General features: G+C 68.9%; 26 protein-coding genes. 17 read left to right on the top strand and 9 right to left on the bottom strand.

Annotated features, from left to right (window positions below; all coding sequences use genetic code 11):
- The first annotated feature begins 124 nt into the window (after window positions 1–124).
- Window positions 125–1,651, top strand: coding sequence for a rhamnulokinase (locus LIP_RS02570; RefSeq protein ID WP_068133946.1), 1,527 nt, complete (start codon window positions 125–127; stop codon window positions 1,649–1,651).
- Here LIP_RS02570 and LIP_RS02565 read toward each other — a convergent pair.
- On the bottom strand, window positions 1,648–2,451 hold the full coding sequence (locus LIP_RS02565; protein WP_068133942.1) for a DeoR/GlpR family DNA-binding transcription regulator: 804 nt from the start codon (window positions 2,449–2,451) through the stop codon (window positions 1,648–1,650). The genes LIP_RS02570 and LIP_RS02565 overlap by 4 nt on opposite strands.
- Before the next feature lie 185 nt (window positions 2,452–2,636).
- On the opposite strand from LIP_RS02565, the gene LIP_RS20310 reads away from it, so the two are divergent.
- Window positions 2,637–2,894 (top strand): DinB family protein, encoded by a 258-nt coding sequence (locus tag LIP_RS20310; RefSeq protein WP_144440589.1) that lies wholly within the window; start codon window positions 2,637–2,639, stop codon window positions 2,892–2,894.
- Window positions 2,864–3,001: a hypothetical protein gene (locus LIP_RS19095; RefSeq protein ID WP_162492752.1), complete on the top strand. Its 138-nt coding sequence runs from the start codon at window positions 2,864–2,866 to the stop codon at window positions 2,999–3,001. The genes LIP_RS20310 and LIP_RS19095 overlap by 31 nt, the downstream gene beginning before the upstream one ends.
- A 158-nt stretch (window positions 3,002–3,159) precedes the next feature.
- On the opposite strand, the gene LIP_RS02560 is transcribed toward LIP_RS19095, so the two are convergent.
- Window positions 3,160–3,741: a ribonuclease toxin HepT-like protein gene (locus LIP_RS02560; protein ID WP_193787101.1), complete on the bottom strand. Its 582-nt coding sequence runs from the start codon at window positions 3,739–3,741 to the stop codon at window positions 3,160–3,162.
- Between the two features lie 20 nt (window positions 3,742–3,761).
- Complete coding sequence (locus LIP_RS02555; protein ID WP_068133937.1) at window positions 3,762–4,142, bottom strand: nucleotidyltransferase family protein; 381 nt, start codon at window positions 4,140–4,142, stop codon at window positions 3,762–3,764.
- A 293-nt stretch (window positions 4,143–4,435) separates the two neighbouring features.
- Here LIP_RS02555 and LIP_RS02550 point away from each other — a divergent pair, with 293 nt between their 5' ends.
- Both LIP_RS02550 and LIP_RS17405 read left to right on the top strand, forming a co-directional pair.
- On the top strand, window positions 4,436–5,518 hold the full coding sequence (locus tag LIP_RS02550) for a DMT family transporter (RefSeq protein ID WP_068133934.1): 1,083 nt from the start codon (window positions 4,436–4,438) through the stop codon (window positions 5,516–5,518).
- Window positions 5,400–6,311 carry a LysR family transcriptional regulator gene (locus tag LIP_RS17405; RefSeq protein ID WP_158509534.1) on the top strand — a complete coding sequence of 304 codons (912 nt, stop codon included), beginning with the start codon at window positions 5,400–5,402 and terminating at the stop codon, window positions 6,309–6,311. The genes LIP_RS02550 and LIP_RS17405 overlap by 119 nt, the downstream gene beginning before the upstream one ends.
- Here the strand turns inward: LIP_RS17405 and LIP_RS19910 are convergent.
- From LIP_RS19910 to LIP_RS02540, 3 genes are all read right to left on the bottom strand, one after another.
- Window positions 6,308–6,439 (bottom strand): hypothetical protein, encoded by a 132-nt coding sequence (locus LIP_RS19910; RefSeq protein ID WP_269433363.1) that lies wholly within the window; start codon window positions 6,437–6,439, stop codon window positions 6,308–6,310. The two genes, LIP_RS17405 and LIP_RS19910, sit on opposite strands and share 4 nt — an antisense overlap.
- A gap of 102 nt (window positions 6,440–6,541) precedes the next feature.
- The gene (locus LIP_RS17400) at window positions 6,542–7,726 is read right to left on the bottom strand and encodes a GNAT family N-acetyltransferase (protein WP_082725766.1); all 1,185 of its coding nucleotides are present in this window, start codon (window positions 7,724–7,726) and stop codon (window positions 6,542–6,544) included.
- A gap of 319 nt (window positions 7,727–8,045) precedes the next feature.
- A complete protein-coding gene (locus tag LIP_RS02540; protein ID WP_068133930.1) occupies window positions 8,046–8,429 on the bottom strand; it encodes an ArsR/SmtB family transcription factor in 384 nt (127 codons plus the stop codon).
- Window positions 8,430–8,647: 218 nt separating this feature from the next.
- On the opposite strand from LIP_RS02540, the gene LIP_RS02535 reads away from it, so the two are divergent.
- The 6 genes from LIP_RS02535 to LIP_RS02510 all read left to right on the top strand — a co-directional run bounded on the left by LIP_RS02535 (window position 8,648) and on the right by LIP_RS02510 (window position 12,750).
- The gene (locus tag LIP_RS02535; RefSeq protein WP_144440294.1) at window positions 8,648–9,043 is read left to right on the top strand and encodes a hypothetical protein; all 396 of its coding nucleotides are present in this window, start codon (window positions 8,648–8,650) and stop codon (window positions 9,041–9,043) included.
- Between the two features lie 435 nt (window positions 9,044–9,478).
- Complete coding sequence (locus tag LIP_RS02530; protein WP_068133924.1) at window positions 9,479–10,273, top strand: hypothetical protein; 795 nt, start codon at window positions 9,479–9,481, stop codon at window positions 10,271–10,273.
- An 88-nt stretch (window positions 10,274–10,361) separates the two neighbouring features.
- Window positions 10,362–10,757, top strand: coding sequence for a hypothetical protein (locus tag LIP_RS02525; RefSeq protein ID WP_144440293.1), 396 nt, complete (start codon window positions 10,362–10,364; stop codon window positions 10,755–10,757).
- Window positions 10,758–10,867: 110 nt separating this feature from the next.
- On the top strand, window positions 10,868–11,431 hold the full coding sequence (locus LIP_RS02520; RefSeq protein ID WP_144440292.1) for a hypothetical protein: 564 nt from the start codon (window positions 10,868–10,870) through the stop codon (window positions 11,429–11,431).
- Window positions 11,432–11,632: 201 nt separating this feature from the next.
- Window positions 11,633–12,193 (top strand): C39 family peptidase, encoded by a 561-nt coding sequence (locus LIP_RS02515; protein ID WP_068133913.1) that lies wholly within the window; start codon window positions 11,633–11,635, stop codon window positions 12,191–12,193.
- A gap of 62 nt (window positions 12,194–12,255) precedes the next feature.
- Window positions 12,256–12,750, top strand: a complete 495-nt coding sequence (locus tag LIP_RS02510) for a SprT-like domain-containing protein (RefSeq protein WP_068133910.1) — start codon at window positions 12,256–12,258, stop codon at window positions 12,748–12,750.
- A gap of 68 nt (window positions 12,751–12,818) precedes the next feature.
- Here LIP_RS02510 and LIP_RS02505 read toward each other — a convergent pair whose 3' ends face one another.
- On the bottom strand, window positions 12,819–13,190 hold the full coding sequence (locus LIP_RS02505) for a hypothetical protein (RefSeq protein WP_068133907.1): 372 nt from the start codon (window positions 13,188–13,190) through the stop codon (window positions 12,819–12,821).
- Window positions 13,191–13,379: 189 nt separating this feature from the next.
- Here LIP_RS02505 and LIP_RS02500 point away from each other — a divergent pair, with 189 nt between their 5' ends.
- The 6 genes from LIP_RS02500 to LIP_RS02475 all read left to right on the top strand — a co-directional run bounded on the left by LIP_RS02500 (window position 13,380) and on the right by LIP_RS02475 (window position 19,525).
- Window positions 13,380–14,138, top strand: coding sequence for a hypothetical protein (locus tag LIP_RS02500; protein ID WP_198409663.1), 759 nt, complete (start codon window positions 13,380–13,382; stop codon window positions 14,136–14,138).
- A gap of 856 nt (window positions 14,139–14,994) precedes the next feature.
- The gene (locus LIP_RS02495) at window positions 14,995–15,513 is read left to right on the top strand and encodes a DUF1648 domain-containing protein (RefSeq protein WP_068133901.1); all 519 of its coding nucleotides are present in this window, start codon (window positions 14,995–14,997) and stop codon (window positions 15,511–15,513) included.
- Window positions 15,514–15,570: 57 nt separating this feature from the next.
- On the top strand, window positions 15,571–15,957 hold the full coding sequence (locus LIP_RS20200; protein ID WP_082725764.1) for a uracil-DNA glycosylase family protein: 387 nt from the start codon (window positions 15,571–15,573) through the stop codon (window positions 15,955–15,957).
- A 133-nt stretch (window positions 15,958–16,090) separates the two neighbouring features.
- Window positions 16,091–17,647 (top strand): ABC transporter substrate-binding protein, encoded by a 1,557-nt coding sequence (locus tag LIP_RS02485; protein WP_082725763.1) that lies wholly within the window; start codon window positions 16,091–16,093, stop codon window positions 17,645–17,647.
- Between the two features lie 5 nt (window positions 17,648–17,652).
- Window positions 17,653–18,627 (top strand): ABC transporter permease, encoded by a 975-nt coding sequence (locus LIP_RS02480; RefSeq protein ID WP_068141385.1) that lies wholly within the window; start codon window positions 17,653–17,655, stop codon window positions 18,625–18,627.
- Between the two features lie 31 nt (window positions 18,628–18,658).
- Window positions 18,659–19,525, top strand: coding sequence for an ABC transporter permease (locus tag LIP_RS02475; protein ID WP_068141384.1), 867 nt, complete (start codon window positions 18,659–18,661; stop codon window positions 19,523–19,525).
- A 169-nt stretch (window positions 19,526–19,694) separates the two neighbouring features.
- Here the strand turns inward: LIP_RS02475 and LIP_RS02470 are convergent, their stop codons facing one another.
- Both LIP_RS02470 and LIP_RS02465 read right to left on the bottom strand, forming a co-directional pair.
- Window positions 19,695–20,624: an acetamidase/formamidase family protein gene (locus LIP_RS02470; protein ID WP_068133895.1), complete on the bottom strand. Its 930-nt coding sequence runs from the start codon at window positions 20,622–20,624 to the stop codon at window positions 19,695–19,697.
- On the bottom strand, window positions 20,621–22,255 hold the full coding sequence (locus LIP_RS02465; RefSeq protein WP_407936394.1) for an ABC transporter substrate-binding protein: 1,635 nt from the start codon (window positions 22,253–22,255) through the stop codon (window positions 20,621–20,623). The genes LIP_RS02470 and LIP_RS02465 overlap by 4 nt, the downstream gene beginning before the upstream one ends.
- Between the last annotated feature and the right edge of the window lie 83 nt (window positions 22,256–22,338).

The raw sequence follows: 22,338 nt of genomic DNA, 5'->3' as shown, positions 1-22,338 counted from the left end.
TCCCAGTCGTGGAAGATTGTTCTGTGTATCTACCCATTTTTCCTTTGATCTATGCCAGGTTCCTACCGTCGTGGGAGGATTCCGTCCTGTCCTGGCGAACCTGCCGGCTGGGAGGGCGAGGAGCATGATCCACGTTGCGAGCGACCTCGGTGCGTCGGGGGGGAAGGTCTTCGAGGGCTGGCTGGAAGCCGGTCGCCTGCAGCTTCGGGAGGTGCGCCGCTTCCCCAACCGTCCGGTGTGGATGGGCGAGACCCTACATTGGGACCTGCCCGCCCTCCTGGACGAGCTCTACCAGTCCCTGCGCGAGGTCGCCCGCCAGCCGCCCGACCGGCCCATGACCCTGGCTGTGGAGACCTGGGGCGTGGACTTCGGGCTGCTTACCCGCAAGGGGGCGCTCCTGGGTCTTCCCATGCACTACCGCAACCCTGCCTTTCAGGAGGCCTGGCGCGAGGTCTCCGCCACGGGCGGCCTCGCGGAGCTGGCCGGCGCCACCGGCGTCCAGTGCATGCCCATCAACACCGTCTTCCAGCTCCTCGCCCTGCAGAAAAGCCAGCCGGGTCTGCTGGACGCTGCCGGGACCCTTCTCTTCATGCCCGACCTGCTCACCTTCTTCCTCACGGGCGAGCGCCAGGCGGAGTTCACCATCGCTTACACCAGCCAGCTCCTGGACCCCCGCCCGGGCACCTGGTCGCGCCGGGTGCTCGATTCCTTCGGGCTTCCGGATCACCTCCTGCCCGAGGTCATCCCCCCGGCCACGGATGTGGGACCCATCGCCCCTGGGGTACGGGAGAGACTGGGGCTCCCCGAGGCCCGGGTGATCGCCGGGGCCGGGCACGATACCGCTTCCGCGGTGGCCGCGGTGCCGGCGGAGCCCGGCGAGCGCTACGCCTACCTGAGCTCCGGAACGTGGTCGCTGATGGGGGCGATGGTCCCCGAGCCGATGGGGGACCCCCGCATGCTGGCGTGGCACCTGGGGAACGAGGGGGCGATCGCGTCCGGCCCCGACCGGCGGGGGCACCGGCTGGTGCGGAACATCGCCGGCCTCTGGCTCCTGCAGGAGTGCCGCCGGGTCTGGTCCCGGGAGCGTTCCGAGCCGATCCCGTGGGCCGAGCTCGACGCCCTGGCTGCTGGCGCCCCGCCGCTCCGCTCCCTCATCGACCCCGACGACCCCGCTTTCGCAACCCCAGGGGACATGCCCGGCCGCATCCGAACCTTCTGCCGGCGGACGGGCCAGCCCGAGCCGGAGAGCCCCGGCGAGGTGGCACGGTGCGTGGTGGACAGCCTCGCGCTCGCCTACCGCCGCACCCTGGAACAGCTCGAGCAGGTTCTGGGCCGGCCCGTGGAGACGGTGCGCGTGGTGGGCGGCGGGGTGCGGAACCGCCTTCTCTGCCAGCTCACCGCCGACGCCACCGGCCGCCCCGTACTGGCCGGGCCCGTGGAGGCCACCGCGTACGGGAACGTGCTCGCGCAGGCCCTCGCCACGGGCGAGGTGGGATCGCTCTCGGAAGGCCAGTCGCTCCTGCGGGCCAGCGTGGCCACGGACCGCTACGAGCCCCGCCCCTCCGACGCGTGGGAGGAGGCCTACCGCCGGTTCCTGGCGCTGGCTCCCGCGGAGGGCGGCAGGCGCCTCGAGAGCGGGAGCGCCTCCTAACCCTCCGGGATCCGGCCGTCCCGACCTTCTTCCCCGGCCACCACCACGTCCACGCCCAGCTCCTCGATCCGGGCCCGCTCCTCCGGTGGGATCCCCCCGTCGGTGATGAGCACGTCGAGCCGCTGCACCGGGATGATGGTGGCAAAGCCCGTGTAGCCGATCTTGGAGCTGTCGACGATGCCCACCACTTCGTTGGCCGCCTGCACCATGGCCCGCTTCAGCTCGACCTCGAGCTCGTTCGAGTCCGTGAGGCCGTGCTCCACGGTGAGCCCCTTGCCCGAGATGAAGACCCGGTCCATGTGGAACTCGCCTACGAGCCGCTGGGCCTGGGGGCCCACGAAGGAATAGGAGGCCTGGCGGAGCGTGCCGCCCGTGGACATGACGGTGAAGTCGGGGTTGGAGGCCAGCTCGCTCAGGATCAGGAGGGAGTTGGTCAGCACGGTGAGGCGCCGGCGGGCCTTCAGGGCCCGGGCCACGTAAAGGGCCGTGGTGGAGGCGTCCAGGAGGATCGTCTCGCCGTCGGTCACGCGGGTGGCCGCAGCCTGGGCGATGGCCTGCTTCTGGGGCCGGTTCCGAGCCTCACGCCGGGTTACGGGCGGCTCGTAGCTCAACCCCTTGGGGCTCACGGCGCCCCCGTAGATCCGCTGGAGGAGGCCCTCCTTCTCCAACTCGTCCAGGTCCCGCCGCACCGTCTCCTCGGTGACGGCGAACTCGGCGCTCAGGTCCGTCACCCGCACGGTCCCCTGGGCCTCGAGCCGGCGAAGGATCTCGGCCCGTCGCTCCACGGCCAGGCGCTGCACGTGGTTCCCCCCGTTCACCGGTAAGCTGCGATACCGCCGAGGTTCGGGCCCCGGCAGGCCTGAGGCTCCGACGGCTCCAGGAGCCCGCCTCGACGGTTCGTCAACCGATGACCTCGACTCACCCCTTCCTACGAGAAGCATGACGTGTTTTCCTGCGTTCTTCTGTGTTCCTGGGTGAATGACGCCTGGGCCCCGGGGCCGGTTGGACGGGTGCCCACGGGGCTTGCCTCCCGTGTTGCGCGAGCGACAGGCATCGGCCGGCGCCCGGACGCCACTCCATCTGGGACATCGTGCGGCACATGATCTTCTGGCGGGAGTACGCCCTGGCCCGGCTGCGCAACGAGCCGACACCGAGGCAGCGAACTGGACGGAGCCGCCCTCGACAGGCGAAGGCGCCTGGCAGGCCGAGCTGGTGCGGTATCGGGACGTGCACCTGCAGCTGATGGATGAGGTACACCAGTTGACCCACGAACGCCTGCTGGCCGAGCTGGGCCGCCGGGAGCTCCACTTCTACCACGTGGCGGCGGGCTTGCTCGCCCACGACAGCTAGCACGCGGGGCAGATCGCGTACGTGCGGGCGCTGCAGGGACTGCCGTCGGTGGAGTGAGGCGGGCAGGGCGGGACCGCTGGGGGCAGCGGGAGCATGACGAAAGCTGCATCGATCAGGTCAGCGGATGAAGGCCCGCCCTCCTGACCGGTTCCGGCGCTTCAAGGCGCACCCGTTCCGGGGGCGCCTCGGTCTCGGGCTTCGGTATCGGGCTTTGCGCCCTCGCGAGCCGCATCGCCCTGCGACTCCTCCTGCTCCGCCAGGTGGAGCTCCGTTTCCATTCGCAAGAGGAATCGATCGATATCCTCCTCGAAGGCCTGGAGCACACCGGGCAAAGATCGAAGCAAGGGGGTGATGCGCTCGGGAGCCAGGTGAAACCCGTAGACGTTCCTGAAGACATGGCGAAACCCTCTGAGCGGATCCAGCACGGCAGCCGTGGTACGTGAGATGACCGCGGGACGCAACCCGGGCACGTCGAGGGTCATCTGATCCACGAGTTCTCGGTGCCATTGCTCTCCCGAAGGGACGCTCCGATCCAGACGCGACGCAATGATCTTGAAGACGTTCTCTATGGCGGCGTAGAGATCATGAAGGATCGAACCCACTATGCGAGAGACCGCCACGTCCCCCAGGGGAAAGCCGCCTACCTCCGTCGCCGTGATTTGAGGGAAGAGTCGGTACCGGGTCAGCTCGTCCTTCAAGCGCGCGATGCTCGCTCTCTCCTCCTCAACTCGGGCTCTCACGAGGAGGAACTCCTCGACACTCACAGCAACCGTCCCTCCCTCCGAACGCGGTCGCGCAAGGATGGAACCGCATCCTCCGCACAGACCAGGTTGACAGGAAACGGGGCGGCGAGTCGCTGGGCCTCTGCGACGGCCCGCCAGTAATCGCCCAACAGGCCCTCGACGAACAGGTCGATGTCGGAGTGCTCGTGCAGATGCCCGCTCGCGACCGAGCCGAACAGCAGCACCCGGCGGGCTCCGTAGTGCGCGTACAGGTGATCCGCCACCCTGCTGGCCAACTTGCGTGCGGTCTGCAGACGTTCTTCCTCGACCCTGCGGCGAGCAGCTGCCACCCGCTCCCTCAGGTCTGCTCGGCTCGCGGGCCGGCGTTCAAGCTGCTCCTGCCGGGAATCTACGACCATGGGCGCCATCTCCTGCCGCTCCGGCTCCCGGACGGCCCGGAAGAGGGGATCTCGGTCTCGGCACCAGTATACCTCATTCAGGAACGAGGCACGTGGAGAAGAGGGACGACCTCCATGCCCGTTGAGTCGGTGCGCAACCCGCACTGCAGCGCTCCACGTCCCGGCCCCCAACAAGCCAGCCAAAGCTCTTCTTATCGAAACCCCAACAAACCCCGATTGGACCCGTCGAGCTCTGCACCCTACACTATCCAGGCGGCGACCGCGCCGTCATCCCACTCCGAGGGGGCAGAGTCGTGGATACGGGCCAGCCGGGCCATCTCCAACCGAAGCGCGTCACCTTCGTCGTCCTGATCCTTCTCTTCTGCGTCCTCTGGACCTCCGCCTTCGTGGCCACGAAACTCGCGCTCCGCGACGGTCCTCCGCTCACCACGGCCGCCATCCGCTTCCTGGTGGCCACGGCGCTCCTGTGGGCTGGAAGCCGGGCGACAGGGGTCCGCTTTCCCACCCACCCCAGGGAATACGCGAGGCTGGCCGTTCTCGGACTCCTGAACACGGGTCTGTACCTGGGCTTCACCTACATGGCGCTGGAAAGGATCACCGCCGGCCTCACGGCCGTCATCGCGAGCAGCCACCCGCTGGCCGTGGCCGTCCTTGCCTCTCGCTTCTTGGGGGAGCCGGTTGCTCGCCTCCCGAGGATGGGCCTGCTGCTGGGCGTGCTGGGTACGGTGACCACGCTGCAGGGTCGCCTCACGGCCTCCGCACCCCAGGATGCCGCCTCTGGCATCGCGCTCGCGGTCGCGGCGGCGGCCAGCCTGGCGATCGGCACGGTCTACTACCGGCGGATATCCGGGAACCTGCACGTCCTGGCAGTGAACACCGTCCAGCTCGCGGCGGCGGGGCTCTTCCTTGCCCCCTGGGCGTGGCTTGCGGAAAGGGACCGGACCATCGCGTGGACGCCCCTTTACGTGGGATCGCTCGCCTACACGGTGGTGGCCGTCTCCATCGGGGCCATGGTACTCTGGTACTGGCTCCTGCGCCGGGGCTCCGCCACGGCCGTGAGCTCGTTCCACTTCCTCAATCCTGTCCTGGGCCTGGCCATGGGTGCCCTGGTGCTTGGGGAACATCTGGAGCCGTGGGACTTGCCGGGCGTGATCCTGGTCGGCGCCGGCGTCTACCTGGTGAACGCCCATGCCGGCACGCGGTCCCTGGACGCCCCGGGCTCGAGATCCAGGCCCTTCGAGGAGGGTTCGCCGCTCCATGGAGCTAACGTGGCTCACGACCTTCCGCACCGTGGCGGAGGCGGGGAACTTCACCCGGGCGGCGGAGCGACTGCACCTGACCCAGCCGGCCGTCTCGGGTCACGTCCAGGCCCTTGAGGCGGATCTCGGCGTGCCCCTTTTCGACCGATCGGGGCGTACGATCCGCCTCACCCAGGCGGGCGAACGGGTCTACCGATATGCGAGCCGCATCGGGGGACTGCTGGAGGACTGCCGCCGCGAGCTTGCGGACCTCTCGGAGGGAACCACGGGCTACGCGGCCGTGGGCGCTACGGATACCCTGACAGCCTTTTTCCTGCCCGACGTCCTGGGCCGTTTTCGCCGCACCCACCCCGGCGTGGCCATTCGGCTCCACACCGGGCTCACCGAGGGCCTGGTGGACGCACTCATCCAGGACCGGCTTGACCTGGCGGTCGTTCCGGACCCCGGTCCCCACCCCGGCCTGGAACGCCTTCCCCTCCTGGAACTGGAGCTCGCGGCCGTCCTGCCCCCAGACCACCCGCTCGCCTCTGCTTCTTCGGTGGACGTTCGCGACCTGGCCCTGCAACCTCTGGTTCTCTACGAGCGCGGGTGCATGTATCGGGGGAGGCTGGAGCAGGCATGGGTCGAGACCGGGCGGTTTCCCGAAACCATCACCGAGCTGGGCAGCCTGGAGGGGATCCGCAGGTCCGTGGTCGCCGGCCTGGGTCTCTCGGTCCTACCTCTGGTTGCGGTGGAGGCCGATGGGCGTGCCGGCACCCTGGTGGTGAAGCCTCTGGCGGGCGTGGATCCCCGCATCCACGTGGTGCTGGCCCTCCACGCCGGGCGCTACCGTCCGGGCCCCGTACGTGCCCTGCTGTCCGAGCTCACAGCAGGTCGCGCTGCCCCTCTCGGAACTGGCGGGCAAGCCTAGTGGGGCTCCGAGGGCTCGTCTTTGACCTCCATCGGCCAGACGGTCCGATCCGCCAGAGGCAACCGCTCGCTGACCAGCGTCTCCAGCGACGCCTTTCCAATGTGATCGGGGTCTGATATCGCACGCAAGACCTCCTCACGATCCACTTTCCAGAGCCGCATGCGATTCCTGGCGTGTCGCGTGGCATTCTCCGCTGGACCGGGCGAAGACTGGGCTGGCGCTCGTCCACCTTACGCCCTCCGCGCCCGGACGTGCGCCGTAGCCACCCTCGGAGCCGCCTCCCCGGCACCGCCTCCGTGCAGCACCTCCACGGATGGCTCCGTGAACCCGGCCTGCGCAAGGAGGGCCAGGTACGCGTCGGCTGTGATCGCGCCGTCCACACAGGCGCTCCAGCCTTCGGACGACTCAGGTTCGGCCGGGTCTGGCACGGTGCGCACCACGTCGGCGATGGCCAGGCGCCCGCCGGGGCGAAGCACCCGGAAGGCCTCCCGAAGGACCCGAGGCTTGTCGGTGGAGAGGTTGAGCACACAGTCGCTGATCACCAGATCCACGCTCCCGTCGGGAAGGGGCACTGCCTCCATGGGGGCCTGAAGGAAGGAGACGTGCGAAAGGCCCAGGCGGTCCCTATGGCGGCGGGCCTCCGCCAGCATGGTGGGGCTCAAATCCAGGCCATAGACGCGTCCCGTGGGTCCCACCCGCCGGGCCGCCTCAAAGGCGTTCCGTCCCGTGCCGCACCCCAGGTCCAGCACGACCTCGCCCGGGGCGGGGTCGCCGAAGAGGGGATCCAGCGTGCATCCCCACGAGGGGATCTCATCCGGTGCCCCACCGCAGCCGCACCCGCTGCTGGAGCAGCAGCCGCCGGAGGCCATGGGGATCTCCTGAGTGCTTCGCTCCTGATCCTGGAGCTCTCGCCCCCGCCCCCGAGACGCGGCCCTGGCGGCGGAGCGGTCGTAGTGCCGGACGGTCTCGAGGCGCCGCCGGTCCAGGCGCATGGCGACGGCCGTCTCCGGGCACTGGTTGGCGAACTCCTCGCTCCGGAGCACCGCGTCGGGGACCTCCTGCCGATCCACGGGCACGAAGCCCAGGCGGGCGAAGAAGCCCGAAGCGCCGGTGGTGAGAAGGAGAAGGTCCTCCGCGCCGCTCTCCAGGAAGCGGTCCAGCGCGGCGTCCACCAGCCTACTGCCGATGCCCCGGCCTTCCCACCCTTCCAGGACCGCCACCGAGCGCAGCAGGCCGTGCGAGCCGTACCACTCGATGCCTGCCAGCCCCACCAGCTCCTCACCGGACCGGGCCACCCAGAACTCCCGCGGTGCGCTCCCGGCCAGCGGTGGCAGACCCCGGCTCGCGAGGAGCTCCGTGGCCTCGCCCGGGAGCTCTGCGGCCGGTGTCGACTGAACCTGTGCATGCCTCTGCACCTGAGATCCTCCTTTTCTAGAAGCGCTTACCTGCGGCGCTGCCGCCCATCGGGCTTCCCCATCGGGAGATCAACCCGCGCAGTACCCTCCGTCGCAGCAGGTCGCAGCCGTCCCGCCCGGCCGCCCTCTCCGGGCGACCGCACGAGCGAGCCTCTCCCGCTCTGCCCGCTGCCTGAGCTCCGTCAGGTGCTGCCCAATGATCTGAAGCTCCACCTCCGGTGGACGAAGCATCGGGTGATACCTCCTTTTCATATCAAGACATCTTGATCAGAAAGCCTCCAGAAATGCCCCGCACTCGTCGCGGGGCGCATACGCTCGTTCAGAAGGTTGGATCCTGCTTGATCAGCCCCTGGCTCTCGACCGGCGCCAGCTCCTGCGTGAACGCCCGCAACGCCGCGAGACCCGAGACATCCAGGAGGTAGTAGGTCCATCGACCCCGGTGCGCTTCCCGTACCAGGCCTGCCTCCTTGAGCACCCGGACGTGGTAGGAGACCAGCGATTGGCCGAGGCCCAGCTGCTCCTGGAGCTCGCAGACGCAGACCCCGTCGGGCGTGTCCGGCTCGGTGGGGAGGTTGCAGCATGCCCTCCCGTGAGCGATGAGCTCGAGCATCTGCACCCGGGCCGGGTCGCTGAGGGCCTTGGCGGTCTGGACGACGGCGCCTCGAACCGCCTCGGGTGACCTTTCCTCCACAGGCAGCTTCACGTCACGACCTCCTCGCCCACATCATATCAAGGATGGCTGATGTGTCAAGAGCCATCGCGCCCGACATCAGGCGAGAAGCCCGGCGTCTGCCTCACGACCCACAACCACACGCCAGTGGAACGCCACCTTCGCGGGATTGCGGCGTCACCGATCCAGTATCGGCATCGAGGCGCATCTTCCACCAGAGTGACTCGGTCGGGGGAAAAGGAGGCATGAAGGTGGGTCGTCGTGTCGGGAAGTCGGTGCCGTGGATGCTTGCCCTGGCTCTGGGGATTCTGGCCCCGATCCCTGCCTGGGCCCACGGGCAGGCGGGTTACCGGGACGGGGTCCTGGAGGTGGTGCTCAACCAGTGGTCCCTGGGCTTCGAGACCATCGAGGTTCCGGCCGGCGAGCTGACCCTCCACGTGGTGAACGGGGGCACCCTGCAGCACAACCTGAGGGTCGAGTTCGAGAGGGGCGGTCAGGAGTACGAGTTCGGCACGCCGCTCCTGGCTCCGGGCGAGGCGCACGTCCTCATGGCCGCGCTACCACCCGGAGAGTACGAGCTTTATTGCGCGGTGCCGGGGCACAAGGAGGCGGGCATGATGGCCTTCCTTCGGGTGGTGCCCCGCTAGCCCGAACGGACGACCCCCCGGGAGCGGGTACCGCTAGGCGACGCCGGTAGGTCATCCTGACTAAACCGCGGGAAGGGGTGCGCAGGTGCGCGCCCCTTTCTTTCGCGCGCGGACCGTCAGCCCACGGAGGCCGCGCCCCCGAATCCAGCGTAGTTCGACGGCCCTGCGCCGCCGCGGGTCCGGGAAGCCCCCTCGACCGATCCTTACGTCCCGCGACCGGTGAGCTCCTTCGGGCAGCCATCTCCCGTCCCTGACCGTCATCCCGGTGAGCGATCCGGCCACAGAGTGCCTGCGCGTCCCTGCTGGCGCCTTCCCTGGGGATGGTGCGCCCTCCGCCCGTGTTATCCCCGGAGGCGTCACCTTGGCCTGCCCTCCATCCCGGTGGTATAGTTTGGCTCAACTTCCTGTGACTTCCAGCTGGGGAGGGTGAGGGCGGTGACCGTTGCCCGTCGCTTCAGACCGGCACATTCAGGGCGGTTCGTGCAGCTCGGCCGGCGCGTGGGCCTCTTCCTCCTGGTCTTGTGCTTCCCGGGTCCCGGCGCCAGCGCGCAGATCGACCCCCTGGTCTACCTGCCGGCAGGTACCACCGCCCGCTGGACCCTCAACGTCACGCATACCGTCGACACGGCCCTCTTCTCCGAGGACGGGCGGACCTGGCGGAGCGACGAGGAGACCCTTCAACTCGCCGTCGAGCGCCCCGTCACGCCCGATCTGGCCATGAACCTTGCCCTGGTGGGCTCCCACAGCTCGGCCCAGGTGGAGGGGCAGCCACGGGCGGATACCTGGGCGCTCGATCAGCTTTCTGTGGTCTTCATCCACCCGCTTGCCTCCCAGTGGTTCGGCGGTCGCCCGACTCTGTCCGGCGGCGTTCATCTCCCTTTGGGGGCGCCTAGCGCCAAGGTGGGGTACCGGCTCCGGGCCTCGTCGGCCTGGCTCAGCGACCCCCTGGCCCTGGAGCTCGACGCAGGGCTCCAGGTCGCCCCCCAGCGCCGCCCGGTCTACGATCTTGGGGCCGCCATCACCTTCGTGGCCAACCGGCGCGTGAGCCTGGTGGGACACGTGGGGCTCGGGGACGTGCTGGGTCCTGGCCCCGACAGCACCCTCTGGCTGGGCCTCTACCGTCACGCGTCGGATCCGGGCGGCCCCCTTTGGGGGTTCGGCTTCGAACACGCGGTGGAGTCTGGGCGGACGGTGCCCGGCTATCACCTGCTGCTGAGCGTGGGGCTTTGAGTGTTCACACCGTGCGGGAACGCGACCCCGGAACCCGCCGCCCCAATGGGCGGATGCAGCAAATCGCTCAAGAGGAGGAGGATCTGTCGTGCAGAGGCGCAGAAGAGTGTGGGTCAGACCCGTGGCCGCCATCCTGGTGCTTGCGCTGCTGGCATCGAGCGCACCGATGGCAGCTGCCCGACCCAACCTCCCGCCCGTCGAACCCATAAGCTACACCCTGGACGGCTCGCTGCTCCCTGCGGGCAGCGGGGTGACCCCTCTGTCCGTCGAGGAGCTCCAGGACGTTGACGGAGAGATCGCCCCAGGCTTGGTGGCCGCAGCCAGGATCGTGGCAGGTTGCATCCGTAGCGCCCCATGCCGTAGCGCGGCCGTGCGGATCGGTCGAACCGTCGTAAAGGTCGTGCGTGCCGGCTTCGAGGTCGTGGGCGCTGGGTACACGGCAGCGCAGGTGTACCGCGACGTGAAGGAGCACTTCGGCTGGTAACCCGGCCCATCGAGTGATGCGATAGCGAGATTGGGGTCGCGTTCCCCCTCAAGATCAGGGAGGCTGAGTGCAGCATGACAATCCTTTCGTGGGCATGCGGGGGTATACCCATGCTGCTGGCCATGGGCTCCTGGTATCTCACGGCATTGATTCTGCTGGAACTCAAGGGCAATGCAGACAGCGTCTCGTTCCCCCTCGTGGTGCGGCAAACCGAGGACGAGGAGGTCCTGGATCAGATCGGCTGGCGCGGCGCCATTACCATGATGGTGGCGTACCAAGTCACCTTGGGGTTGTCGTATGCGGGAATCGGTTCGGCGTTTACCTACTCCTCTTCACCTTGGATGAACCTCAACGACTACAACCTAGCCTTTACCATGGTGACCTCGGCTCTTGCGGCCCTGAGCGTTGCAGGACCCCCGGACTACGCGCTGAGCTTGGGCATCATTCGGGGAACATGGCGCATTGTAGCGGAAGCACTCCTGGTCATTCCATGGTGGTTTTTCCGTGGCGACAGGCTGGTCGACCCTTTGCTTGGCGATATTCTCCGACAACCCTCGGTGAGTCGCGCTGGAGCATTCTGGTTCGTCTTCGCGGTGCTCGTGCTCTGGCTGGGCGCCAAAGCCCTGGTCCGACGCATCCATGCGGCGAGGAACGACAGGCCGACCCGTGGATAAGGGTGCCAGATGAGAAACCTGCGTGCGGCTGGCCTGAGACCCCACCAGCCCATGGAGAATGGGGGCACACCGGCCGCACCGCGGCGCCAGTCTTGAGGAGGGCTCTCTATGCTGAGAGTGATTCTTTCGTTTACCGTATCTCTTCTGGTGCTCTGGTCGGCGAGCCCAGCTGTAGCAGGTCTCCAAAGCACTTTCCGTGGTATGACCCCCTACCTCGAACACCGCCAGGCGGGCGTGGTGATCCAGACCGACTGGACCACCTGCGGGCCGGCCGCGGTGGCCACGCTGCTCTCTTCTTTCTTCGGTATGCCCGCCGCGGAGGCGGAGGTCGTCCTCCTCGCCCGCCCGCACATGCCCGCGGACCGGGACCCGGACGTCACGGGGTACACCCTGGGCTCCCTGCGCGCCGCGGCCCAGGCCCTGGGGTTCACGAGCGAGGGCTACCGGATGGAGCTCGCCGCCTTGGTGGAGTACCAGAGCCAGACAGGCCTCCCCGTCCTCGTCCACCTGGAGTTCCCCCAGCGCCACTTCGCGGTCCTGGTGGGAAGCCGGGAGGGTCGCTTCGTCGTCGCGGATCCGTCCTGGGGCGTCATGGTGGAGCCCGAAGAGGCCTTCGTCGCCTCCTGGTCCGGGCACGTGCTGGTCACCTTACCCCCCGTGGAGGGTGTGGCGTCCGTCCGGCAGAGGACGGCCGAGATACTCTGGACCTACCTGGAGGATCGCCCGAGGCAACTCCTCCTGGCAACGACGGTCCGCCTCTGAACCGCCGCTATCCCGGCGCCCTCTTGCAGGGAGGCCTGCCCGGGCGACGAAGAGTGCGACTCATGAATCCCGGCCGAGATCGCGGGCACAGTCCTGGCCACCTCCCGGCGGTTACCGTCCTGGAAGACCTCTACGAGCGCTACCGCCGCGCCTACTTCAACGGCCAGCTGCCGCCGGCCTCGCAGGTCCAGATCGAGTGGAGCGGCCGGCTCACCAGCTCCGCCGGGCTCTGCCACCCGAAGCGACGGCTGATCCGGCTCTCCACCCACTACCACCTGAAGCATCCCGAAGAGGTGGGAAAGACCCTGCTCCATGAGATGATCCACCTGCTGGTGCCCGGCCACGGCCCCGCGTTCGCCCGATGGGTGGACGCGATCCGGAGGCAAGGCGGCGACGTGACCCGGCACGCGCAGGACCGGGCCACGCCCAGGGTCATCCGGTGGATCTACACCTGTGCCTGCGGCCAGGTGTATCCCAGGGCCCGGCGCCTGCCTCGCGGGGGGCGCGACTACCGCTGCGCCCACTGCCGCGGGCGCCTGAGCGAGCGGCGCGTGTGACGGGTGCCCGGCGCGTCAGGCTGGGCCTACGCGGCCCAGGCGAGGCGGGCGCGAGCGCGGTCTCGCCGTCATGGGGAGTCCACGTTCTCCTGCATGGCCATGTACCTTAGTACGGCGATGGCATGCCCTCCGGCGACGGCCAGGAAGGCTGCCAGCATGAACGGAAGGCTCCAGAGCGCGCCGCCTTCCCGCCAGGCCAGCCACGCCGTGATCACGGCCCAGATGAGGGCGGTCTCGGCCAGATCCCGTGCGTAACGGGTGTCGTCCCAGCCGAAGATGACCTTCGTCCCCGCTCCCCAGGCCGGCAGGAAGAGATACAGCAGATCCCGCGTGACCGCCGCGAGCCCGATGGCCGCCACGGCCCCCGAGATCGCCAGAGCCCACCACATCCGCCGCCAGAACGTACGTCCCGAGCCGGTACCACTCTCGGCCGCGCCCATCTCGCTCCACTCCTCGTGGGGGGAAGGCTGGGAGCCAGCGGGGTGCCCATGGGATTCGCCGCCCGGGTTCCGCGCCCCTGCATGGCCCTGCCGTTCCTCCCCCGGCCGGACCTGGTGATCCACCCCGCCCTCCCGCCCGCATCAAGGGACCAGAAGCCTCACCACCCTGGCCCCGAGGAGGAGTGCCCCTTGAACCGTACCCGGCCGTGGATCCGGGGTATGAGCTGTGTGGCCGCAGTGCTGGCCGTGATCGCCGCCGCGGTGACCTCCGGCGCGATCGCGCAGGCCGAGCCCATCGTGCAGGTCCGCTACGACCCGCACCTGGGCGCCTACCTGACCGGTCCCAACGGGATGACGCTCTACACCTTCGAGCGCGACGAGGAGAACGTGAGCAACTGCTACGGAACCTGCGAGCAGAACTGGCCGCCGCTGCTGGCCGGTAAGGAGGGCGCCGTGGCACCCCTGGGGCTCCCCGGCAAGCTGGGCACCACCCAGCGGCGTGACGGCTCCCGCCACGTGACCTACAACGGGCGTCCCCTCTACTACTGGGTGGGCGATTCAGAGCCCGGCCAGACCAGCGGCCAGGGGGTGGGCGGGAACTGGTACGTGGCCAACGTGGCGCCCACGGTGCTGGCGCGCGAGCATCCTGACCTCGGCTCGATCCTGGTGGCCGCCAACGGTTTCACCCTCTACCGCTTCATCCGGGACACCATGGGCGAGAGCACCTGCTACGGCTCGTGCGCGCAGAACTGGCCGCCCCTGCTGGTGAGCCACCTGCCCAGCGCCCCCGAGGGGCTTCCCGGCGAGCTTGGCGTTACCCAGAGGACCAACGGTACCCTCCAGGTGACCTACGAGGGCATGCCGCTCTACTTCTGGGCCGCGGACCAGGCGCCCGGCGACACGACGGGGCAGGGTGTAGGCGACGTCTGGTTCGTTGTCAACCCGTAGAAGACGGGCCGGGGCGGCCGGCGGAGTCTCCGGTCGTCCCGGCGCCCTGTCACTTCTCTGTTGCCGCGAGCTGTTTCCACAGCTCAGACGAAGGTGCCCACCCCCGCTCGCCAACCGCGGAGCGGACCGCCGTGTGGACGTGTGAAGTTAAGGCGTGGACGTTACCGCGATGAATAAAGTGCGGGACCTGCGAATCGCCTCTGCGTGCGGCCTCTCGTCAACGGGCCCTTCCCGCGAGCGGCGAATAACGTTAACTTCTCAGCGTTGACTTCACACCCTTCTGCTTCCGTCCGCCGGCCGTACCCCGACCGCCCGGACCGGAGTCCGCGGCGGATCCGCTTTCTCCCTACGGCGCGGCGCCGGGAAGGAGCCGCCCCGTGCGCGTCAGAGGACCGGGTCGATCTCCGGTGAAGATGTCGTGGGGGTCTACCGGCCGGAGTCGACACCGGAGGGGGATCGTGCGTGGCCATGCTGCGCTCCCGCTTTCGATGGGTGAGCGACAGTCTGGTGGTGGCACAGGCCGAGCCGGGGGCCGGCCGTGTGGATCGCCACCGTTCTCAGCGACAACGGCCTCGCCACCGTCGTGGGGGAGCCACCGGCGGAGCCCCCTCGGGGTACGGGGACATCGTGAGCTTCGAGCTCCCACGGTCCGGCGCGCTTCACCGTCTCCCGCAAGCGCTGGATCCGCCCCGATCCGGCTCTGGATCCGGCCTTCTCCCTCGAACCGGACCAGTACGTTCCCACCACGGTGGAGGACGTCCGACAGCACCGGGACCCCCAGCTCGAGTGGGTGCGGGCGACAGACGCCTCATAGGTGGTAGACTGTGAGATCGGTTCAGGGAGGTGAGCAGGCCACGTGAGCACCGAAAGCCCGGAGAGGCTGGCTTCGATGCCGGCCTCCCGCCTGGAACGGAGCCTCGACACCATCGCCCTGGCGGTGATCGTCGTCCAGATCGGCTGGCTCCTCTTTCTCTGGCCGGGCCTGCCCGACCGGGTACCCATCCACTTCGATCTCGCGGGGCAGCCCGACGCCTGGGGCAGCAAAGGGAATCTGTGGTTCCTGCCGGCCGTCCAGGTCTTCCTCTACGGCCTGATCGCCCTGACGCTCCGGTTCCCCCATTTCTGGAACTTCCCGGTGCCGGTGACGCCCGAGAACCGGGAGCGCCTCCATGGGCTGGCGCGGGTCATGCTGCGCTGCCTCCGAGCCGAGGTCGCCGTGCTCCTGGGCCTTGGCACGCGGCAAGGGGTCCAGGTGGCTCGAGGAGCCGCATCCGGGCTGGGGTGGTCCATGCCGGTCTTCCTGGCAGTGATCTTCGGCACCCTGGGCCTCTTCCTGATCCAGATGGTGCGGGAGAGGCCGGGGAGGCGCCCGTGAGGCCGATTTCGAGAATGGGGCCGTGTCGAGAATGAGGCCGGCCGACGATCCGCCGAGATCGGCCACCACTTCGGCGGACGCAACAACCACTTCTGGACCCTGCTCCACCGGTCCGGCTCCACGGACCGCCGCCTGCGGGAGAAGGTAGCCCGCCTGCGGCCCCGGATCGTCTGCCTGCTGGGGAAGGACGTCTACCGGGCCTATGCGGGCCTGCCGCGAGGGCGAGAGGTGGCGTGGGAGCTCCAGGCGTCGCCCCCGGTACCCGGGGTCCGCACCTTCGTCATGCCCAACCCCAGCGCCCGGAGCACCGTTCCGTTCGAGGAGCGGCTGCGGCTCTTCCGGGTGCTGCAGGAGGCGGCCTTGAAACCGCCGGATCCGACCGGGATCTCCTCGCGACGCAAGCTCTCGTCACATGATCTTTCGCCTGGTCTCCACCGGCCTTGACCTCCCCGCAAGCGACTCGATATAATAACGCCACCCATTGAGAGAGTAGAGAAAAGTCCCCCTCGTTGTTCGATCTCGGCGTCCACGATGGAAGGTTTCAACGCTCCACGACCTACGGAAAGGACGTGACACGATGGATCAGGGACGTTCCCACCCGCACGCGGCGCTCGTGCGCAGGCACTTCGCGCTACCTCTCGTGTTCGCTCTGCTGGTCGGTCTCGCCGCCGGCCTCACGGCAGAGGCTCAGGTTCTCCGAGTAGGGCTGGCCGAGGATCCGGACCTGCTCGACCCCGATCTCGCCCGCACCTTCGTGGGGCGCATCGTCTTCGAGAACCTCTGCGACAAGCTCTTCAACGTGGACCCGAGCCTCAACCTCGTGCCGGAGCTGGCCCTGGACTACCAGGTCTCACCCGACGGGCGGACGGTGACCCTCCCGCTGCGCGAGGGCGTCGTCTTCCACGACGGCACGCCCTTCGACGCCGAGGCGGCCCGGTACAACCTTGAACGCTCGCTGAACCTCACCGGCTCCCTGCGGAGAAGCGAGATCGCGCAGATCCAAGCGGTTGAGGTGGCGGACGATCACACCGTCGTGCTCCATCTCTCGGCCCCCTTCGCGCCCCTTCAGGCGCAGCTGGCGGACCGGGCGGGCATGATGATCTCCCCCGCGGCCGCCGAGAGGCTTGGCGATCGCTTCGCGACAGCACCGGTCTGCTCGGGCGAGTTCCGCTTCGTGGAGCGGGTTCCTCAGCAGCAGATCGTGCTGGAGCGCTTCCCCGAGTACTGGGACGCTGGGAACGTCCACCTCGACCGGCTCGTCTTCCTGCCCATCCCCGACCCGAGCGTCCGCCTTGCCAACCTGCAGTCGGGCGAGCTGGACCTTTTCGAGCGGGTCGCGCCCACCGACCTGCAGGCCGTGCGCCGGGACCCGAACCTGGTGCTCTCCGTCGTGCCCAGCCTCGGTTACCAGGGCATGACCCTCAACCTCTCCAACCCCGAGCCGCTCGGCACACCTCTGGCCCGCGACGTGCGCGTCCGCCGGGCGCTGGCGCTGAGCATCGACCGCCAGGTGATCAACCAGGTCGTCTTCGACGGCGAGTACCTCCCGGGGGACACGCCCCTGCCGCCGGTGAGCGCCTATGCGGACCCCGAGCGGCCCCTGCCCGGCCGCGACGTGGAGGCGGCCCGCCGGCTCCTGCAGGAGGCCGGGTACGACCAGGTCGCTTTCGAGCTGATGGTCTCCAACGACCCGCAGGCGATCCGGGTCGGGGAGGTCATCCAGTCCATGGCAGCCGGGGCCGGCTTCCGCATCAGCCTACGGCCGACCGAGTTCGCCACCGCGCTGGACCTCCAGGACGCCGGTCAGTACGAGGCCTTCCTCATCGGCTGGAGCGGTCGGGTGGATCCGGACGGGAACATCCACCAGTTCCAGACCAGCACCGGAGGCCTGAACGTCACGGGGTACAGCGACCCGGAGGTGGACCGGCTGCTGAACGAAGCCCGAGTCGCTAGCGGCCTCGAGCCGAGGCGGGCCCTCTATCAGGCAGCCATGAGCCGCTTCATCGACGACTACCACATCATCTACCTGTACCACACCCAGAACTTCGTCGCCTACCGGAAGGGGCTCGAGGGGTTCGTGGCCGTTCCCGACGGCCTCCTGCGTCTCAAAGGGGTCAGCCTGGCCGGGCGGTGATGGGCATGGGCGGTTACATCCTCCGCCGTCTCGTGGCGGTGATCCCGGTGGTCCTCCTGGTGAGCGTCCTGGTCTTCTCGATGCAGCACCTGCTCCCGGGCGACCCCGCTCTCGCCCTGGCCGGGGAGGAGCGAGACCCGCAGGTCCTCGCGGAGATCCGGGCCAAGTACGGGCTGGACCGGCCTCTACCCGTCCAGTACGCGCGCTGGGCGGCGCTGGCCCTTCGCGGGGATCTGGGCGATTCGATCCGCACCCGGCTGCCGGTGACCTCCCTGGTCGTCGAGAAGCTGCCCGTCACCGCCGAGCTCGCGATCCTCTCGTTCCTCGTCGCCCTCGCGGTGGCGGTCCCCCTGGGGGTGCTCGCCGCCATCCGGCGCGATACCGTCTGGGACGCGCTCGCCACCACGGGCGCCCTCTCGGGCCTCTCGATCCCCAACTTCTGGCTTGGGATCCTCCTCATCCTGCTGGTGGCGGTCCGATGGGACCTCCTTCCAGCGTCGGGCTACGTCCCGCCCGGGCAGGACCTCTGGGGGAACCTCGTACGGATGATCCTGCCTGCCCTCGTGCTGGGGACCGGCCTCGCCGCGGTCCTCATGCGGCACGTGCGGGCGAGCCTCCTCGACGTGCTCCGGCTCGACTACGTCCGTACGGCCCGGAGCAAGGGCATGGGCGAGTGGCTCGTGATCGTTCGCCATGCCCTGCCCAACGCCCTGATCCCGGTGGTCACCGTGAGCGGGTTGGAGTTGGGAACCCTCCTCAGCGGGGCCGTCCTGACCGAGCAGATCTTCAACGTCCCGGGCTTCGGCAAGCTCATCGTGGACGCGGTCTTCAACCGCGACTACCCGGTGGTCCAGGGGGTCGTGCTCTTCACCAGCACCGCCTACGTGGCCGTGAACCTGCTGGTCGACGTCGCCTACGCCCTGCTGAACCCGCGCATCCGCACCGCCGGGATCGGCCGGGCCCAGGGCGCCGGGGGGTGATGCGCAGGTGGCCGCCTCGTCGCTGGAAGTCGTGACGTCGGAGCGTCGCAGGCTGGGCGAGGGTGTCCGCCTGCGGGGGTTCCTTCGCCTGCTCCGGAGCGGGAAGGGGACCGCGGGTCTCCTGATCGTGCTCCTCTGCGCGGGAACGGCCTTCCTGGCTCCCTGGATCTCCCCCCACGCCCCGGACGCGACCGACTGGTCCGCTGTCCGGCAGGCGCCCACCCCGGCGCATCCCTTCGGCACCGACGACCTGGGCCGGGACGTGCTCTCGCGCGTCCTCTGGGGCGGGCGAACATCACTCTTGGCCGGCGTCCTCTCGGTGTTCTTGGCGATGGCCGTCGGGGTCCCCCTGGGCCTTGCCTCGGGTTACTTCGGCGGCTGGCTGGACGAGGTGGTGATGCGGATCACCGATGCGCTCCTGTCGTTTCCCTTCCTCATCCTCGCCATCGCACTGGCCGCGACCCTTGGCCCCTCACTGGGGAACGTGATGATCGCCATCGCCGTGGCCACGACCCCCGTCTTCCTCCGCCTCGCCCGCGGGCAGGCGCTGGCCGTGCGCGAGGAAGACTTCGTGGAGGCGGCCCGAGCCATGGGAGCGCCCCACCACGTCATCCTCCTGCGCCACGTCCTGCCCAACTGCCGGACGCCCATCGTCGTCCAGGCGACCAGCGGCATCGCCGCCGCCATCATCGCCGAGTCCAGCCTCTCGTTCCTGGGCCTGGGGGTGCAGCCCCCTGCGCCGAGCTGGGGATCGATGCTCAATGTGGCCAAGAACTTCATGGGCCAGGCGCCCTGGATGGCCATCTGGCCCGGCCTCTTCATCTTCGTGACGGTGATGGGCTTCAACCTGCTGGGGGACGGGCTGCGGGACCTCTTCGACCCGCGCGACCAGACGTGAGGCTCCCGCGGCCAGGGCCGGAGCCCGCACAGCCTACAAGAGCCGGCATGCCCGAGAGAGGGCTGCGCGTCTCGCCCAGGCGGGAGAGCGAAGGTCGAGGATGGGGTCCAGCGGGCCGGCACACGTCGCGCCGGCCCGTCACCTCGCGCTGCGGCCCGCCCTAGCCGCTCTACCGGAAGATCGCCCTGGGCAAGTAGGCCGACACCACCCAGTTGGGCGCGTCCACGACCTCCGAGATCTTCAGGTCCGCGGCCACGCTGCACAGGACGTAGGCCAAAGGCGGCTCCACGTGGTACTCGCGGTCGAGAAGGTCGATCATGCCGCGCACCGCGTCCTTCGCAGCCAGCATCAAGTCCGGGCCGATGCCTGTGGTCACCTGGTAGCCCTTCTCCGCCACCTGGGGGCCCGGCGCCCCCGCGAGCACGAAGCGGGGGAACCGTTGCGCAGTGGCCCTTTCAAGCCCGAAGCGCAGGCGCACGCGCATCGCCGTCTCCACGGCAGTACCGCAGACCTCGCCGTCGCCCTGCGCCGCATGGGTGTCGCCCACCGAGAAGAGCGCCCCCGGTACCCGCACCGGCAGATAGAGACGGGTCCCCGCGACCAGGTCGCGGATGTCCATGTTCCCCCCCACCTCCCGTGGGGGCACGACCGGGTGGAGCCCCGGCTCGGCAGGCGCCGCCCCAATCGTCCCTGGGAACGGGCGTAGCGGCAGGCGAACCTCGGGTGTGACGTCCACGTGGTTCCCTTCGTAGTGGGAGATGTGGAGGAACGGGTCCGGGAAGTCTTCGGCCAGCAGGCCGAAGCCCGGGATGATGGCCGACCACCCCCAGCCGCTTCCCTCCAGCCCCAGGATCTCCACCACCAGCGAGTCGCCGGGTTCGGCACCCTCCACGTAGACAGGCCCCGTCACCGGGTTGACCCGGCCGAAGTCGAGGCGGCCCACGTCCTCCGTGCCGGAGCCTTGCGAAAGTTGACCGCCCGAGGCGTCGACGACCTCGAACTCCACCTCCTCCCCGGGCGCCACGGTGAGGGCCGGAGCGAGGCTGTTGTCCCATCCGAAGTGCACGCGATCCCCGTGAATCGTCCTGTAACCACTCATCGGACGTACACCTCGTCGTAGTTGACCGGGATGTGGATGGGGTCCACAAAGAGCAGCTCGTCCCCGCCCACCCGGTCGGAGTGCATGGTGAACCGGCGCTCGTTGAAGACCGGGATCCACGCCCCGTCCTCCGCGATCTGGGTGAAGACCTGCCGGTAGATCTCGATCCGTTCGTCCTGCCGCTCAGGCGCCGTGATGGCGTCCGCCTCAGCGGCCATGCGATCAAGCTCCGGGTTGCAGTACCACGCCCAGTTCCACCCGCCCGGGGTGGCGCTCCGGCACGAGAGGATGGGCCAGTAGAAGTTGCCCGGGTCGGGATAGTCGGCGATCCAGGCCATCCCGCCCGACCAGACCAGCGGGGCGGCCTCGGGGGTGCCGGCAGCTTCGATCACTGGGCCCTGGGCCAGGACCCGCAGCTCTACCTGCACCCCCACGGTGGACAGGTCCTGCTGGATCGCTTGGGCGATGCGGGGGTTGGGGTCCGTGTTGTTGGCGTAGAGAACGGTCCTGAAGCCGTTCGGGTAACCGGCCTCGGCGAGCAGCGCCCGGGCAGCCTGCGGGTCGTAGGAGAAGCCTGCGTACGACGAACCGTACCCGGGCATCAGGGGCGGGAGCGGTTGGTTGGCGGGCTCGGCCCGGTTGTTGATGATCTGGACGATCCGCTCCTTGTTGATCGCCATGTTGAGCGCACGGCGGACCCGGACGTCGTCGAAGGGCTCCACCTGCGTGTTGATGGCCACGTATCCGGTGTGGAGCTGGTCCCCCACCGCCACCAGGGGCCGCAGGTTCGCATCGTTCATTACCTGGACGAACCGCGCCGCGGGGATCCCGTCGCCCAGCACGTCCACCTCGCCCCGCTGCAGGCGCAGATAGGCCACCAGCGGGTCGATCCCCACCTCGAAGATGAGCTCATCCAGGAATGGGCGATCCGGCAAGAAGTAGTCAGGGTTCCTCTGCAGGACCAGCCGCTGGCCGAGCACCCACTCCCTCATCTTGAAGGCCCCAGTGCCCACCGGGTTGTGGCCGAAGTCGGCCCCGTAGCGCTCGACTTCCTCCCTGGGCACCACGTGGGCGAAGTTGAGGCCCAGGATGTGGAGGAAGGCCGCATTGGGCTGCTTCAACACAAACTCGACCGTCCGGTCGTCGATCACCCGGATGCCCGGGACCTCGCCCGCCTGGCCTGCGATCCGCTCGTCCGCGCCCACGATGTCGGTAAAGAAGCCCTGGCCCGGGCTCTGGGTCGCCGGGTCGAGCACGCGCTCGATGGAGTACTTGACGTCGGCGGCGACCAGCTCCCGGCCGTTGTGGAAGCGGACGCCCGGCCTCAGCCGGAAAGTGTACGTGAGACCGTCCGGCGAGATCGCGTACGACTCGGCCAGGTGAGTCCTCAAGTTGGTGGTCCCGGGCACGTAGTCCATGAGCCCGTCGAAGATGGACTTGATGATGGACCAGTTTTGCCAATCGTAGCCGATGGCCGGATCCAGCGTGGTCACGTCGCTCAGGTAGCTCACCACCATGCGTCCGCCCCGCTGTTGCGCGAGCGCGGGCGCCGTGCCGATCAGGACCACGCTGAGGGCCAACACCAGCAAGCCCACACCCACGGGCGCCCGTCGTCTGCAGAGCCCGTCCACTATCACTCGCCACCCTTCCGTCAGGATTCCGGCACCCGCAGGAGCCCGCAGCCGGGCACGTCCGGTGCCATTTCATCGACCCT

The organism is Limnochorda pilosa (genome assembly GCF_001544015.1).
Taxonomy (GTDB): Bacteria; Bacillota; Limnochordia; order Limnochordales; family Limnochordaceae; genus Limnochorda; species Limnochorda pilosa.
This window is presented reverse-complemented; position numbering and strand designations above follow the sequence as displayed.